Genomic DNA, 14,319 nt, shown 5'->3' with positions numbered 1-14,319 from the left:
CCGCTGTATTTATCAATGGTTCAACACACTTGCTCCCGCACCCTTGGGCAATCGATACACCTCCACCAGCGCCAATCCCCCTCCTGCGCCTGAACCCCATGCCCTTGAACGGTCATGGTTACGAGGTTTACGGGTTCGCAACGGTGCGCGTGCTTTGGCAACTTCGACTACAGTTCAACTACGTTTCAGCCTTGGGTAATCGCCATGATCAAGTCGTCCAAGTTTGTGTCAGTCGCGCTGTCGCTGGTCCTGTTTGCCGGTGGAGGCATGGCGCTGGCGGATCCCGGCAATGGCAAGGGGCAAGGTAACAATAAAGGCAATAATCAAGGCGGCCAGGGGCATGACAAACCCAAAGGCAAAGGTGGGTCGGGCAACCATGGCCCCAGTGTCGATCGTGGAAGCGTGCTGAATGTGTTGGATGGCTATCGCGACTACTGGCGCCCTGGACCGGCGTTGCCCCCTGGCATCCAGAAAAACCTGGCACGGGGCAAGCCGCTGCCGCCGGGCATTGCGAAGAAACTGGATGGCCGCTTACTGGGCCACTTGCCCCGTTACGATGGGTACGAGTGGCAGCAGGCAGGCACCGACCTGATATTGGTCGCCATTGCGACGGGCATCATCTATGAAGTCCTCAATGGCGCCCTTGATTGAACTCTCGGGCCGGGAAAAACAGTTCGAAACAGGTCTCGCCTGCCTCGCTGCTGACGCTGTACCGACCGTTATGCAGCTGCATGATGGTCGCCACAATCGACAGGCCCAGGCCATTGGACTGGGCCGAACGCTCCCGTGACTCATCCACCCGGTAAAACCGTTCGAACAGCCGCGATAAATGTTCCGTCGCAATGGTTTCACCCTGATTTGTGACTTTAAGGTAGATGCCTTCGGCGTCCGCAATTGTCTGGATCACTAACTCGGACGCTGGTGCGCCGTATTTGATGGCATTGGCGCACAGGTTCGCCAGGGCACGGCGCAGCAGCATCGGTTCGGCCCAGATCACACCTTCGCCCTCGGCACGAATACTGATGTTCGCGTCGCCTGCCACGCCTTCAAAGTAATCGGCGATGCGCGCCACTTCATCCGCCGCGCTCAGTTCCTGGCGCTGGCGCAGGGCGCTGGCCGGGTCGGTGCGGGCCAGGAACAGCATGTTGTCGAGCATCCGAGCCAAGCGCTCAAGCTCTTCGACATTGGAGGCCAAGAGCTGCTGATAACTTTCGATGCTGCGGTTCTGTTGCAGGGCGACCTGGGTTTCCCCCAGGAGATTGTTGATCGGCGTGCGCAGTTCGTGGGCCATGTCGGTAGACACTTGCCCCAGTTGCGCAAAGCCCTTGGCGAGGCGCTCAAGCATGGTGTTGAACGAGTCGATCATCGGCAGCAGTTCTTTCGGTACTCCCTGGCTGTCGAGGCGTTCGGCCAGGTTGCCGACGCCGATGCCTTGAGCGTGTAGAGCCAGCCGACGCAAAGGCAGCAGGCCGCGATGCACCAACAGGTAGCCGGCCAGTGCGAGGAGGATCGCGGCAACGCTCGCCAGGAGATACACGCTCAACCGGTAGCTGGCGAGCAGGGCGGTCCGCTCGGTCATCAGGCGCCCGCTGGTGACTTGCAGGCTGCCCAGGTCGCCGGAGTCGATGGACGCGGCCAGGGTGGAGAAGGGCACGCCATTCACACCGGGCAGGTGTTGCACGTCGTTCAATGTGAGGATGTGGTCTTTGGGGACTGGCTTGATGGCTGGCAGCTCGATGTTGCCGGGGTTCACCAGCAGCAGTGGCTTTTGGCCGGGCGCGGCGATGCTCAGCACGGATTCGCGGTTGCCCAGCATGTTCTGGAACAGTTCCGGCTTGGTCCTGATCAGGTCCAGTGTGTTGCTGTCGTTGAGCAGGTTGCGCAGTTGATTCACCCGGGAAATCAATTGCACGTCGTCGCTCAGGATCAGCTCGCGCTCCAGCTCCCGGTACAGCACCACGCCGAGGGTGGCGAGCAGGGCAAAGGCGAGCAGGGCGAAGATCACGGCCAGGCGCAGGGTCAGGGAATAATGACGGCGGTGGGTCATGGCTGGGTATCGAAACGGTAGCCAATGCCCCGCACGCTGTGGATCAGCTTGAGCGGGAACGGGTCGTCGATTTTCAGGCGCAGGCGCCGCACGGCCACGTCCACCACGTTGGTATCGCTGTCGAAGTTCATGTCCCACACCCGCGAGGCAATCAACGAACGCGACAGTACCTGGTCCTGGTGAGTGGCAAACAGGTGCAACAGGGCGAACTCTTTATTGGTCAGGGTGATGCGTGTACCGGCGCGTGTGACGCGGCGTTTCATTACGTCGATGTGCAGGTCAGCGATCTGCAGGTGCTCTTCTTCCCGGCTCGGGCCGCGACGGTTCAGGGTGCGCAGGCGTGCTACCAGCTCGGCGAAGGAGAAGGGCTTGATCAGGTAGTCATCGGCACCCAGTTCCAGGCCTTTGATGCGGTCGGCAATATCGTCGCGCGCCGTCAGAAAAATCACTGGAGTATCGGCGTCCTTACGCAGGCGACGCAGTACTTCCCAGCCGTCCATTTTCGGCATCATTACATCGAGCACAATCACGTCGAACGGCGTTTCCAGCGCTTGGTGCAGGCCGTCCACGCCATCCCGGGCCAAGCTGACGGAGTGGCCCAACTCCTGGAGGCCGTTGAGCAGGTAATTGCCGGCCTTGGGTTCGTCTTCGATAACGAGGATGTTCATGGGAAATGCCCTGATTCAATACTGGCGCCAGTGTAGCCGGATCAATTGTCGTTGGCGCATTGAGTCGTGCCAGTGCGTTCACGGTAACCCGCGGCCGCGTACAGCCAACCAACAGGATGATGACAAGTTCGTAATGATTGCCTCGCGGTGCTGGCATCAGCGTTTACAACTCAGGAGGTGATCCGTAGATTGCAACGGGCCGATTATTCGTTTCAGCTCACGAGGAAGCCCTGCAGTGTCTATCCGAGGTTCAGCCGTACTTGCCCGCCCTTACCGCGCCTTCTTGTTCGATATGGACGGAACCCTGCTCAACTCCATCGCCGCCGCCGAGCGCGTTTGGAGCACCTGGGCTGAACGCCATCGGCTGGATGTAGCGGCCTTCCTGACCACCATTCATGGTGCGCGGGCAATTGACACGATCACGCGCCAGGCATTGCCCGGTGTCGATCCACAGGTTGAAGCGCAGTGGATTACCGAGGCGGAAATCAATGACGTGGACGGCGTTGTGGCGATTTCCGGTGCTGTCGAGTTTCTTAATAACGTGCCCGGTGATCAGTGGGCGCTGGTCACCTCTGCACCGAAGGCGTTGGCATTACGTCGGTTGAAGGCAGCGGGCATTACGCCGCCGGCGGTGCTGGTCACGGCTGAAGACGTGGCCATCGGCAAGCCGAACCCCGCTTGTTATGTGCTGGGTGCGCAACGCCTGGGTGTGTCGGTGCAGGACTGCCTGGTGTTTGAAGATGCGACGGTAGGGATTCGTGCGGGGGAGGCGGCTGGAGCAGATGTGCTGGTCGTCACGTCGACGCACCTCAAGCCCATGCTCACTGAGCACCCATCGATTGAAGGGTATGAACAGGTGCAGGTGCAACGCGGCGCTGATGGCTTGTTGTACTTGCAGAGCGCGGCGGGCTGACACTAAAAAAAACGGGTCGTGCCATTAACCCAAGAACAGTTCGAAGAGGTTTTCGCCAGCCGTTACCTGAACGAAAGGGCTGGCTACTGAGGGTACTTCAAGGCGTCTGGTTTTTGTCCGGAGCGGTCAGGCCGGCCTGGATGCGCTGGTAGATTTCCTCGCGATGCACGGCAACATCCTTGGGCGCGTTGATGCCGATTCGTACTTGCTGGCCGCTGACGCCGAGGATGGTGATCGTAATGTCATCACCGATGTTTATGCTTTCACCGACTTTGCGGGTGAGTATAAGCATGGACTTCTCCTTGATTGCTTTTAGGACACATGTTTCAAACAGGGCAGGTGTCGGATGTGTGTAGCTTACTGCTAAGCGCTTCCCTGTGACTGCCTCTTTTAGGACGCATAGAGGCGACATTAATTCCCATGGCGGCATCATACAGGTCTGGGATACATCATTCGCATTGTTTAAGCCAACGTTTATGACGGCCAGAATAGACAGTGAATGATAAAGTCGCCTCTTTATCCTTAAAGGAGCAGGGCAGTGCGTAAAGTAGCGATGGCAATTGCGGTGTTGGCGTTGGCCGGTTGCGGTGAAGGTAAACCTGTCGACGCCCCCAAGGCCAAGCCTGCCGTGACCGAAAGCCAGCCACAGACCGGCGCGATTGCTGCTCAGGAGTGGGACCTGCGAGTCGGTCCGCCTGACCACAAACTCCAGGCGATCACCGACCTGACCGCCTGGTTGCTCGAACATGGTTTCAATTTTTATATCGTGAAAGTCGACGGCAAGGACGACGTGCTGCTGGGGCCGTTTGCAACCAGGGCCGAAGCTGAGGCAAAGCAGACGCTGCTTAACGAAAAGATGGCCCGTGCCAAGAAAACCGACACGGTGTCCGAGATCATCGAACACCAGCCCGCGCAGTAACGGGCCGCTTGGGCGGCAGTGCCGCCCCTGTTCAACCGCAGGCTTTCAGATTGACCGGGCCGACAAACTCATTGCCACGCCCCATCACGCACGCCACCGTCTGGTTACGCTGGCGTTCCCAGGTTTGTACCGGGTAGGTCTTGTTCCAGGCTTCGTACAACTGGCGATCCTGTTTCGACAAGCGCAAGCCGTATTGTTTGCTCATGTAGAAGTAGGTGCGCGCGATCATCCCGCGAATGGACGGGCGCGGCATCACCTTCTTTGCCTTGAAATCCACTTGGGTCAGGCATGAACCGTACTGCCCGTTTTGCACCGGCAGCCAGCCAAAACTGAAGTTGCTTCGGTCGCCGTTGACCTCGCCGATACTCGGCACCAAATTGTGCAGGTCTGCTTCGGCACGCTTGAACACGTCGTCATGGCGCGTGCAGTTCTTGCGCCCGCCATCCTGCCAGCACTGACGCTGGTGCCCAATCTGCCAGGCCGGAACAATGTGCTCCCACTCGATGCGTGCGGCGCGGCTGGCGTTTTTGCGTGGGATATAGCCGCAGGCTTTCAAGTCCACGCGGTTGCCGCTGTACTTGCAGCCGCAATAGAACTCGGTGGATTGCGGGGCGTAGAGTGTCCAGGCGACTTTCTTGGCTTCACTGAAGGTTCTGGGTGCCTGCGCATGAGCGGTAACGGCAAAAAGCAGGCAACACACAGCAATAAAACGGGCACTCATTCAATCAATCTTCCTTCGGCACAACCCAGAAAATCTGTACGCCACCGTCATCTCGATAGGCGAGGGTGACGTTGTCGTTCTCCGCGATTTCTTCCAGCAAACGCTGCCACTCGTCTTCCGGTTCTTCCGGCAAACGGAAGAGCAAGGCTGCCTTGGCTTTTTGCGCGTTGGTGGAATTGATGATTTTTTGCACGCGAGTTGCCAGGCGTGTGTAGGCATCAGGCGGGGTCGGCGCTGCGGAAGAGGATTTTGCCACGGAATACTCCTTGGTAAGCTGTATGTGCATACAGTATTTAACTGTGGGCAATTTCGCAACTGCTTAAAATTCAAGAAGTTCGTCTGACAACGAATTAGGGAGTGAGGTGTAGGGCGGGGAGAGAGGAATAGCGAGGTTGTTGTGGCGAGGGAGTTTGCTCCCTCGCCACCTATACAGTCAGGAATCAATATTCCCAAAAGATTCGTTGCAGTTCTTTGCTGTCCTGGGTCTTGGTCATGGCAACCATCGCCAGGATCCGCGCTTTCTGCGGGTTCAGGTCGAGGGCAGCAACCCAGTCATACTTGTCGTCTGGCTGCTCGGCATTACGCAACACCATGCCGCCGGCATTCACGTGGGAAGAGCGAATGATCTGCACGCCCTGCTTGCGCAGTTCCACCAGCGCAGGCACCACTTTGGACGACACCGAACCATTGCCGGTACCGGCGTGGATGATGGCTTTGGCGCCAGCCTGGGCCAGGGCTTTGTAGGCGGTGTCGCTTACGTTGCCGTAGCCGTAGGCGATTTCCACATCGGGCAGGCTTTTGATGGTCTTGATGTCGAATTCCGAATCCATGGTGTGGCGCTTGGCAGGCAAGCGGAACCAGTAGGACTTGCCTTCGACCACCATGCCCAGCGGGCCCCAAGGGCTCTTGAAGGCTTCGGTCTTGATATTGATCATCTTGCTGACGTCGCGGCCCGATTGGATCTCGTCGTTCATGGTGACCAGCACGCCTTTACCACGCGCGTCTTTGCTGCCGGCTACAGCCACGGCGTTGTACAGGTTGAGCATGCCGTCGGCCGACATGGCGGTGCCCGGACGCATGGAGCCGACCACTACGATTGGCTTGTCGGTTTTTTCTACCAGGTTCAGGAAGTAGGCCGTCTCTTCCAGGGTGTCGGTACCGTGGGTGATCACGATGCCATCCACGTCTTTGTTGTCGGCCAGTTCGGCGACCCGGCGACCCAGTTGCAGCAGGTTTTCGTTGTTGATGCTTTCGGACGCAATTTGCATCACTTGCTCGCCACGCACATTGGCGATCTGGCTAAGCTCAGGAACACCGGCGATCAATTGCTCGATACCGACTTTGGCCGCCTGGTAAGTGGCACTGTTGGCGGCGCTGGCGCCAGCGCCGGCAATGGTCCCACCAGTGGCGAGGATCACCACGTTGGCCAGCTTGGCCTTGGATTCGACTTCTTTTGCCTGAGCGGCAACGGGGAACAGCAGCAGCAGGGCTAACGCGCCCGGAACAAAATTCTTCAGTGCAGATTTCATTATTTTTCTCTCTGGTTTTTGATGAGTGCTGTAGCAGGTTCATCTAGAGCGCCCGGGCGATTCTGAATGCCACGAGGTGCTGGGTAGGAGCAGGATCTGTACCAGGCTGATTGTGTTTGCGGATATAAAATAACTTATTGATTTATAACGATTATTATTGGAGGGCTGACAGGTGGGGCGATGCGGCTGTCCGGCTTTCCGAACAAGCTGCGCGATTGCGTTCGGTTGTCCGAAAATGATCACCAGAAAATCCTGGGTCGCCTGTTGAAGTCTGTTGTTTCAGAGGACGAAACGGTGGGGGAAATGTTTAATAACGTCCTTTCGCCGCACGGGAGGCCAGGAGCTAGAGGCCTTGCATGAAAGGGAGTGTTCTACCGTTGACAAATCTCGACAAGGTTCTCATAGTTCGACCAACGCAAACGTTTGCGAGATGTTTCACGGCGTACTTCAAGAGCGCTGTGAAGGCTCTTATCAGCCACCCGGGTGGGAGGGTTGCCGAAGCATTCTTCGGTGCAAGCGTTGCTCACAATAATCATAAGATCGGAGTGAACCCATGAAGCTGCCATTTGCTGGACGTCTTCTTGCTGTCGCTGTGCTTGCTGCCGCATCCGCCGCTTTACCCCTGTCCTCCGCATTCGCTGACACCGCCGCCAAACCCAAGGTTGGCCTGGTGATGAAGTCCCTCGCCAACGAATTCTTCGTCACCATGCAAGACGGTGCCAAGACGTACCAGAAAGACCACGCCGCCGATTTCGACATGATCACCAACGGCATCAAGAACGAAACCGATACCAGCGCGCAGATCGACATTGTCAATCAAATGATCCTTGCCAAGGTCAACGCCATCGTCATCGCGCCTGCTGACTCCAAGGCGCTGGTCACCGTGCTGAAAAAAGCCTCCGACGCCGGTATCAAGATCGTCAACATCGATAACCGCCTGGACCCGGGCGTGTTGAAAAGCAAAAATCTCGAGATTCCCTTCGTCGGCCCTGACAACCGCAAAGGCTCCAAACTGGTGGGCGACTACCTGGCCAAGCAACTGACGGCAGGCGACAAGGTCGGCATCATTGAAGGCGTACCGACCACCACCAACGCCCAGCAGCGCACCGCCGGCTACAAGGATGCGATGGACGCTGCCGGTATGAAGATCGTTTCCACCCAATCCGGCAACTGGGAAATTGACCAGGGCCAGAAAGTCGCCTCGGCCATGCTGAGCGAGTACCCGGACCTCAAGGCCTTGTTGGCCGGTAACGACAACATGGCCCTGGGCGCCGTCTCCGCCGTACGTGCGGCAGGCAAGGCGGGCAAGGTAATGGTCGTGGGTTACGACAATATCGAAGCGATCAAGCCGATGCTGAAGGACGACCGCGTCCTGGCGACTGCCGACCAGGCGGCTGCCCAGCAAGCAGTGTTCGGTATCCAGAATGCGCTCAAGCTGGTCAAGGGTGAGAAAGTCGATGCCAAAGACGGCGTGATCGAAACCCCGGTCGAACTCGTCCTCAAGAAGTAATCCTGGCGGTACCCAACAGCGCCCGCTCGCTCTGAGCGGGCGCCTGGAGATTTTCCTATGTCATCTTCCGCCCCGAACGCTGTCCTCTCGGTCAGCGGTATCGGTAAGACCTATGCCCAACCGGTTCTGTCCGACATCACCCTTACGCTCAACCGAGGGGAGGTGCTGGCGCTGACCGGTGAGAACGGCGCAGGCAAAAGCACCTTGTCGAAGATCATCGGCGGGTTGGTCACGCCGACCACCGGGCACATGCAATTCAATGGTCAGGATTACTGTCCCGCCAGCCGTACCCAGGCTGAGGCGCTGGGCGTGCGCATGGTCATGCAGGAACTCAACCTGCTGCCGACGCTGACCGTGGCCGAAAACCTGTTCCTGGATAACCTGCCCAGCCACTGTGGCTGGATCAGCCGCAAGCAACTGCGCAAAGCGGCGATCGAGGCGATGGCCCAGGTCGGCCTGGATGCCATCGACCCGGACACGCTGGTCGGTAGCCTGGGTATCGGCCATCAGCAAATGGTCGAGATTGCCCGCAACCTGATTGGCGACTGCCACGTACTGATCCTCGACGAACCCACGGCCATGCTCACGGCCCGTGAAGTCGAGATGCTGTTTGAACAAATCACCCGCCTGCAGGCTCGGGGCGTGGCGATTATCTACATTTCGCACCGGCTGGAAGAGTTGGCCCGCGTCGCCCAACGCATTGCGGTATTGCGCGACGGCAAACTGGTCTGCGTCGAGCCGATGGCCAATTACAACAGCGAGCAACTGGTCACCTTGATGGTCGGTCGCGAGCTGGGTGAACACATCGACCTGGGGCCGCGCAGCATTGGTGGCCCGGCCCTGACCGTCAAAGGTCTGAGCCGCTCGGACAAAGTCCGCGACGTGTCCTTTGAGGTGCGTGCGGGCGAGATCTATGGCATTTCCGGCCTGATCGGCGCTGGCCGTACCGAATTGCTGCGTTTGATCTTCGGTGCTGACCTGGCCGACAGCGGCACCGTGGCCTTGGGCTCACCGGCCCAGGTGGTGAGCATTCGCTCGCCGGTGGATGCAGTGAGGCATGGCATCGCCCTGATCACGGAAGACCGCAAGGGCGAAGGCCTGCTGCTGACCCAGTCCATCAGCGCCAATATTGCTCTGGGCAACATGCCGGAGATCTCTGGCGGCGGTGTGGTAAACAGCCGCGACGAAACCGCGTTGGCCAAGCGCCAGATTGACGCCATGCGTATCCGCAGTTCCAGCCCGGCGCAATTGGTGTCGGAACTGTCCGGCGGTAACCAGCAGAAAGTGGTAATTGGCCGCTGGCTGGAGCGCGATTGCTCAGTGATGTTGTTCGACGAGCCCACGCGCGGTATCGACGTGGGTGCCAAGTTCGACATTTATGCCTTGCTCGGTGAATTGACCCGCCAGGGCAAAGCGCTGGTGGTGGTATCGAGCGACTTGCGTGAACTCATGCTCATCTGCGACCGCATCGGCGTGCTCTCTGCCGGGCGCTTGATTGAGACCTTCGAGCGCGACAGCTGGACCCAGGACGAATTGCTCGCCGCCGCCTTTGCCGGCTATCAGAAACGTGATGCGCTGCTCAACGATGCAGTGCTTAGGGATACCCCATGAAAACCACAACGACCCCCGGTAAAACTGGCGGCAACTTCTACGGCCTGGGTACCTATCTGGGGCTGGCGGGTGCCTTGCTCGCGATGATTGCGCTGTTTTCGGTGCTCAGCGACCACTTCCTGTCCTATGACACCTTCAGCACCCTGGCCAACCAGATCCCGGACCTGATGGTGCTGGCGGTGGGCATGACGTTCATCCTGATCATCGGCGGTATCGACCTGTCGGTAGGTTCGGTCCTGGCGTTGGCGGCGTCGGCGGTCAGCGTGGCGATTCTTGGATGGGGCTGGAGCGTATTGCCCGCCGCGCTGCTCGGCATGGGTTGCGCCGCGTTGGCCGGCACTATCACTGGCTCGATCACCGTGGCCTGGCGAATCCCGTCGTTTATCGTGTCCCTCGGTGTGTTGGAAATGGCTCGCGGTGTGGCGTACCAGATGACGGGGTCGCGCACGGCCTACATCGGTGATTCGTTTGCCTGGCTGTCCAACCCGATTGCGTTCGGTATTTCACCGTCCTTCATCATTGCCTTGCTGGTGATCATCGTTGCGCAGCTTGTACTGACGCGTACCGTGTTTGGCCGTTACCTCATCGGTATCGGCACCAATGAGGAAGCCGTGCGGCTGGCGGGGATTAATCCAAAGCCCTACAAGATTCTGGTGTTCAGCCTGATGGGTCTGCTGGCCGGCGTGGCCGCGTTGTTCCAGATTTCGCGCCTGGAAGCCGCAGATCCGAACGCCGGCTCCGGCCTGGAGCTGCAAGTGATCGCCGCCGTGGTGATCGGCGGCACCAGTCTGATGGGCGGGCGTGGTTCGGTAATCAGTACCTTTTTTGGTGTGTTGATTATCTCGGTATTGGCCGCCGGCCTGGCACAGATCGGCGCCACCGAGCCCACCAAGCGCATCATTACTGGTGCCGTGATCGTGATTGCGGTGGTCCTCGATACGTACCGCAGCCAACGCGCCAGTCGGCGCGCCTGAGCCATGGCAACGATCAAGGATGTGGCGGCGCTTGCGGGAATTTCCTACACCACTGTGTCCCACGTGGTGAACAAGACGCGCCCAGTGAGCGAACCGGTACGGGTCAAGGTCGAAGCCGCTATCAAGCAGCTCGACTATGTGCCCAGCGCCGTCGCACGCTCGCTCAAGGCCAAGACCACGGCCACCATTGGTTTGCTGGTGCCCAACAGCCTCAACCCGTACTTTGCCGAGTTGGCGCGGGGCATCGAGGATTACTGCGAGCGCAACGGCTACTGCGTAATTTTGTGCAACTCCGACGACAACGCAGAAAAGCAGCGCAGCTATTTGCGGGTGTTGCTGGAAAAACGCATCGACGGCTTGATCGTGACTTCAGTGGGCGGCGATGACAGCGGCCTCGCCGCCGGGTTGAGCGCGGTGCGCACGCCCATGGTGATTGTCGACCGGGCGCTGGACGGCATTGATGTCGACTTGGTGCGTATCGACCATGAGGAGGGCGCTTACCTGGCGACCCGGCACTTGCTGGAGCTGGGGCACCGCGACATCGCCTGCATCGGCGGCCCGGCCCATACCCGTGTCGCGCAAATGCGCCTGGCGGGATACCACCGCGCGCTCCATGAGGCAGGCGTGGAAGTGTTGGCCAATCGCACGCAGGAAAGCGACTTCACCAGCACCGGCGGTTATGCTGCTGCCGTGCAATTGCTTGCGGAAAACCCGCCCAGTGCGATTTTTGCGAGTAACGACATGATCGGCTTCGGCGTGTTGCGTGCCGCAGCCGAACGCAATATCCGCGTGCCGGGCGAGCTGTCGGTGATCGGTTTCGATGACATTCAAATGGGCCGCTACGTTTACCCGGCGCTGACCACGGTCGGCCAGTCGATCCTGCAACTGGGCGAGATGGCCGCCGAGCTTTTACTGCGACGTATTGCAACACCCCAACTGCCGATCGATCAACGCATCGTGACGCCGAGCATCGTATTGCGCGAGTCGACGGCGCCCGTCGCCGGTGTGTTCGCGCAATACCGCTGAACCGAATTGATGAGTACTGATGTATGCCAGCAAAAGTAGTGGTAGTAGGCAGCTTGAACATGGACCTGGTCACCCGCGCCAGCCGGCTGCCCCGCGCCGGTGAGACACTGATCGGCCAAACGTTTTCCACGGTGCCGGGCGGCAAGGGCGCCAACCAGGCCGTGGCATCGGCGCGACTGGGGGCAAGCGTGGCGATGATCGGCTGTGTTGGCTCCGACGCCTACGGCACTGAGTTGCGTGGTGCATTGCTGGTGGAAGGTATTGATTGCCAGGCCGTCAGCACCGTGGACGGTTCCAGCGGGGTGGCGTTGATCGTGGTGGATGACAGCAGCCAGAACGCGATTGTGATTGTCGCCGGCAGCAACGGTGAACTGACACCCGCATCACTGCAGGCGTCTGATGCGGTGTTGCAGGCCGCCGATGTGATCATCTGCCAGCTTGAAGTGCCGATGGATACCGTGGCGTATGCCCTCAAGCGCGGCCGTGAGCTGGGCAAGACGGTGATCCTCAATCCTGCGCCGGCCAGCGCGCCGTTGCCTGCCGATTGGTACGCCTCGGTCGACTATCTGATTCCCAACGAAAGCGAAGCCACCGCACTGAGCGGTGTGACAGTCGATTCTCTGGACAGCGCCAAAGTGGCTGCCACACAACTCATCAAGGCCGGGGCGGGCAAAGTCATTATCACCCTCGGCGCCCAAGGCGCATTGTTTGCGAATGGCAAAGGCTTTGAGCACTTGGTCGCGCCCAGGGTCAAGGCGTTGGATACCACGGCTGCCGGCGATACCTTTGTCGGTGGTTTCGCAGCAGCCCTGGCCAGCGGTAAAAGTGAAGCCGAGGCCATCCGTTTTGGTCAGGTCGCGGCAGCATTGTCAGTCACCCGTGCCGGTGCGCAACCCTCCATTCCTACGCTGCATGACGTTCAAGGTTTTGTACCTTTATGAAAAAGACCCCTCTGCTCAATATCGCACTGTCGCGGGTGATCGCCTCCCTGGGCCATGGCGACATTCTGGTGATCGGTGATGCGGGCTTGCCGGTGCCGCCGGGCGTCGAGTTGATCGACCTGGCATTGACCAAAGGTATTCCTGATTTCATCAGCACCTTGCGTATCGTGCTCAGTGAGATGCAGGTGGAAAGCCACGTGCTGGCGGAGGAAGTCCTGCTCAAGCAGCCGCCCGCTCTGTCTGAACTGAATGTGCTGAATGAGCAGGCCGCTCTTGGCGAGCAACGTTTGCTCAGTCATGAAGCCTTCAAGCAACTGAGCCGCCAGGCGCGGGCCGTTGTACGCACTGGCGAATGCCAGCCTTACTGCAATATCGCGCTGGTGTCCGGCGTAACTTTCTAGAGTTCCCCAACGACAAGGAGTGTTTTATGCAACGTGGTATTCCAATCCTGAGAAATCTGTTTCGGAGTGTCCTGCTTTTGTCCGCGCTCACTGCTGCAAGCGCCCACGCGGCGGAGAAAATCGACCTGATCATCGACACCGACCCAGGTGCCGACGATGTGGTGGCCTTGCTCTTTGCCATGGCCTCCCCGAACGAATTGAACATCCGTGCCTTGACCACCGTCGCCGGCAACGTGCGCCTGGACAAGACTTCGCGCAACGCTCGCCTGGCCCGCGAGTGGGCAGGGCGCGAGGACATCCCGGTCTACGCCGGTGCGCCAGCGCCGCTGCTGCGCAAGCCGATCTATGCCGAAAACATTCATGGCAAGGAAGGCATTTCCGGCGTCACCGTGCATGAGCCTAAAAAGGGCCTCGCCGAGGGCAATGCCGTTGATTACCTGATCAAGACCTTGCGCGCCGCGAAGCCTCACAGCATCACGATTGCCATGCTTGGCCCACAGACCAACCTGGCGCTGGCATTGACCCAGGACCCGGAAATTACCCAGGGCATCAAGGAAGTCGTAGTTATGGGGGGTGCGCACTTCAATGGCGGCAATATCACGCCGGTTGCCGAGTTCAACCTGTTTGCCGACCCGATTGCGGCGGAGATTGTGCTCAAGAGTGGCGTCAAACTGACTTACCTGCCGCTGGATGTGACCCACAAGGTGCTGACCAGTGAAGCGCGTCTGAAAAAGATCGCCGACCTCAAGAACAATGCCAGCAAGGTCGTCAGCGATATTCTCAACGAATACGTCAAAGGCGATATGGAACACTACGGCATCCCCGGCGGCCCGGTGCATGACGCCACCGTTGTTGCCTACCTGCTCAAGCCTTCGCTGTTCAGTGGCCGTGAGGTCAATGTGGTGGTGGACAGTCGCGAAGGCCCGACTTTCGGCCAGACCATCGTCGATTGGTACGACGGCCTTAAACAACCGAAGAACGCGTTCTGGGTGGAGAACGGCGACGCCCAGGGCTTTTTCGATCTGTTGACCGAGCGCCTGGCGCGTCTGAAGTAAACCG

16 protein-coding genes are annotated in these 14,319 nt (G+C 59.2%); 10 read left to right on the top strand and 6 right to left on the bottom strand.

Annotated elements, in window-relative coordinates:
* Positions 1-204: 204 nt before the first annotated feature.
* Positions 205-651, top strand: a complete 447-nt coding sequence (locus DNK50_RS21960) for an anti-virulence regulator CigR family protein (RefSeq protein WP_112196242.1) — start codon at positions 205-207, stop codon at positions 649-651.
* On the opposite strand, the gene DNK50_RS21955 is transcribed toward DNK50_RS21960, so the two are convergent.
* Positions 632-2,047 (bottom strand): heavy metal sensor histidine kinase, encoded by a 1,416-nt coding sequence (locus DNK50_RS21955; RefSeq protein ID WP_112196241.1) that lies wholly within the window; start codon positions 2,045-2,047, stop codon positions 632-634. The genes DNK50_RS21960 and DNK50_RS21955 overlap by 20 nt on opposite strands.
* Positions 2,044-2,715, bottom strand: a complete 672-nt coding sequence (locus DNK50_RS21950; protein ID WP_099586452.1) for a heavy metal response regulator transcription factor — start codon at positions 2,713-2,715, stop codon at positions 2,044-2,046. Before DNK50_RS21950 ends, DNK50_RS21955 begins: the two co-directional genes overlap by 4 nt.
* Before the next feature lie 235 nt (positions 2,716-2,950).
* On the opposite strand from DNK50_RS21950, the gene DNK50_RS21945 reads away from it, so the two are divergent.
* Positions 2,951-3,628: an HAD-IA family hydrolase gene (locus tag DNK50_RS21945; RefSeq protein ID WP_112196240.1), complete on the top strand. Its 678-nt coding sequence runs from the start codon at positions 2,951-2,953 to the stop codon at positions 3,626-3,628.
* Between the two features lie 97 nt (positions 3,629-3,725).
* Here DNK50_RS21945 and csrA read toward each other — a convergent pair whose 3' ends face one another.
* Positions 3,726-3,920, bottom strand: coding sequence for a carbon storage regulator CsrA (csrA, locus tag DNK50_RS21940; RefSeq protein ID WP_003192511.1), 195 nt, complete (start codon positions 3,918-3,920; stop codon positions 3,726-3,728).
* Positions 3,921-4,166: 246 nt separating this feature from the next.
* Between csrA and DNK50_RS21935 the strand changes: the two genes are divergently transcribed.
* Positions 4,167-4,547, top strand: a complete 381-nt coding sequence (locus DNK50_RS21935) for an SPOR domain-containing protein (protein ID WP_099586454.1) — start codon at positions 4,167-4,169, stop codon at positions 4,545-4,547.
* 31 nt (positions 4,548-4,578) lie between these two features.
* On the opposite strand, the gene DNK50_RS21930 is transcribed toward DNK50_RS21935, so the two are convergent.
* The 3 genes from DNK50_RS21930 to DNK50_RS21920 form a co-directional block, all read right to left on the bottom strand.
* A complete protein-coding gene (locus DNK50_RS21930; protein ID WP_112196239.1) occupies positions 4,579-5,268 on the bottom strand; it encodes an endonuclease in 690 nt (229 codons plus the stop codon).
* A gap of 4 nt (positions 5,269-5,272) precedes the next feature.
* On the bottom strand, positions 5,273-5,524 hold the full coding sequence (locus DNK50_RS21925; RefSeq protein ID WP_099586504.1) for a DUF1654 domain-containing protein: 252 nt from the start codon (positions 5,522-5,524) through the stop codon (positions 5,273-5,275).
* Between the two features lie 184 nt (positions 5,525-5,708).
* Complete coding sequence (locus tag DNK50_RS21920; RefSeq protein ID WP_112196238.1) at positions 5,709-6,797, bottom strand: asparaginase; 1,089 nt, start codon at positions 6,795-6,797, stop codon at positions 5,709-5,711.
* 553 nt (positions 6,798-7,350) lie between these two features.
* On the opposite strand from DNK50_RS21920, the gene DNK50_RS21915 reads away from it, so the two are divergent.
* Genes DNK50_RS21915 through DNK50_RS21885 form a run of 7 tightly spaced genes read left to right on the top strand, consistent with a single transcriptional unit; the run spans position 7,351 to position 14,315 of the window.
* Entirely contained in the window at positions 7,351-8,307 is a 957-nt protein-coding gene (locus DNK50_RS21915) for a sugar ABC transporter substrate-binding protein (protein WP_112196237.1), read from the top strand.
* Between the two features lie 57 nt (positions 8,308-8,364).
* A complete protein-coding gene (locus DNK50_RS21910; RefSeq protein WP_099586507.1) occupies positions 8,365-9,918 on the top strand; it encodes a sugar ABC transporter ATP-binding protein in 1,554 nt (517 codons plus the stop codon).
* Entirely contained in the window at positions 9,915-10,892 is a 978-nt protein-coding gene (locus DNK50_RS21905) for an ABC transporter permease (protein WP_099586508.1), read from the top strand. The genes DNK50_RS21910 and DNK50_RS21905 overlap by 4 nt, the downstream gene beginning before the upstream one ends.
* A gap of 3 nt (positions 10,893-10,895) precedes the next feature.
* Entirely contained in the window at positions 10,896-11,918 is a 1,023-nt protein-coding gene (locus tag DNK50_RS21900) for a LacI family DNA-binding transcriptional regulator (RefSeq protein ID WP_099586509.1), read from the top strand.
* A 23-nt stretch (positions 11,919-11,941) separates the two neighbouring features.
* Positions 11,942-12,859 carry a ribokinase gene (gene rbsK, locus DNK50_RS21895; RefSeq protein WP_112196236.1) on the top strand — a complete coding sequence of 306 codons (918 nt, stop codon included), beginning with the start codon at positions 11,942-11,944 and terminating at the stop codon, positions 12,857-12,859.
* Complete coding sequence (gene rbsD / locus DNK50_RS21890) at positions 12,856-13,260, top strand: D-ribose pyranase (RefSeq protein ID WP_112196235.1); 405 nt, start codon at positions 12,856-12,858, stop codon at positions 13,258-13,260. Before rbsK ends, rbsD begins: the two co-directional genes overlap by 4 nt.
* A gap of 26 nt (positions 13,261-13,286) precedes the next feature.
* Positions 13,287-14,315 (top strand): nucleoside hydrolase, encoded by a 1,029-nt coding sequence (locus tag DNK50_RS21885; protein WP_112196234.1) that lies wholly within the window; start codon positions 13,287-13,289, stop codon positions 14,313-14,315.
* Positions 14,316-14,319 lie beyond the last annotated feature (4 nt).

The sequence above is a fragment of the Pseudomonas sp. LG1E9 genome (assembly GCF_003290225.1).
GTDB lineage: Bacteria > Pseudomonadota > Gammaproteobacteria > Pseudomonadales > Pseudomonadaceae > Aquipseudomonas > Aquipseudomonas cyclaminis.
Note: the sequence above shows the minus strand (reverse complement) of the source record. Positions and strands in the feature narration are given on the sequence as shown.

Excerpts from the sequence above, each read along its gene's own strand:
- DNK50_RS21960 (WP_112196242.1), top strand. The coding sequence starts at position 205 with ATGATCAAGTCGTCCAAGTTTGTGTCAGTCGCGCTGTCGCTGGTCCTG.
- DNK50_RS21955 (WP_112196241.1), bottom strand. The coding sequence starts at position 2,047 with ATGACCCACCGCCGTCATTATTCCCTGACCCTGCGCCTGGCCGTGATC.
- DNK50_RS21950 (WP_099586452.1), bottom strand. The coding sequence starts at position 2,715 with ATGAACATCCTCGTTATCGAAGACGAACCCAAGGCCGGCAATTACCTG.
- csrA (WP_003192511.1), bottom strand. The coding sequence starts at position 3,920 with ATGCTTATACTCACCCGCAAAGTCGGTGAAAGCATAAACATCGGTGAT.
- DNK50_RS21930 (WP_112196239.1), bottom strand. The coding sequence starts at position 5,268 with ATGAGTGCCCGTTTTATTGCTGTGTGTTGCCTGCTTTTTGCCGTTACC.
- DNK50_RS21920 (WP_112196238.1), bottom strand. The coding sequence starts at position 6,797 with ATGAAATCTGCACTGAAGAATTTTGTTCCGGGCGCGTTAGCCCTGCTG.
- DNK50_RS21915 (WP_112196237.1), top strand. The coding sequence starts at position 7,351 with ATGAAGCTGCCATTTGCTGGACGTCTTCTTGCTGTCGCTGTGCTTGCT.
- DNK50_RS21910 (WP_099586507.1), top strand. The coding sequence starts at position 8,365 with ATGTCATCTTCCGCCCCGAACGCTGTCCTCTCGGTCAGCGGTATCGGT.
- DNK50_RS21905 (WP_099586508.1), top strand. The coding sequence starts at position 9,915 with ATGAAAACCACAACGACCCCCGGTAAAACTGGCGGCAACTTCTACGGC.
- DNK50_RS21900 (WP_099586509.1), top strand. The coding sequence starts at position 10,896 with ATGGCAACGATCAAGGATGTGGCGGCGCTTGCGGGAATTTCCTACACC.
- rbsK (WP_112196236.1), top strand. The coding sequence starts at position 11,942 with ATGCCAGCAAAAGTAGTGGTAGTAGGCAGCTTGAACATGGACCTGGTC.
- rbsD (WP_112196235.1), top strand. The coding sequence starts at position 12,856 with ATGAAAAAGACCCCTCTGCTCAATATCGCACTGTCGCGGGTGATCGCC.
- DNK50_RS21885 (WP_112196234.1), top strand. The coding sequence starts at position 13,287 with ATGCAACGTGGTATTCCAATCCTGAGAAATCTGTTTCGGAGTGTCCTG.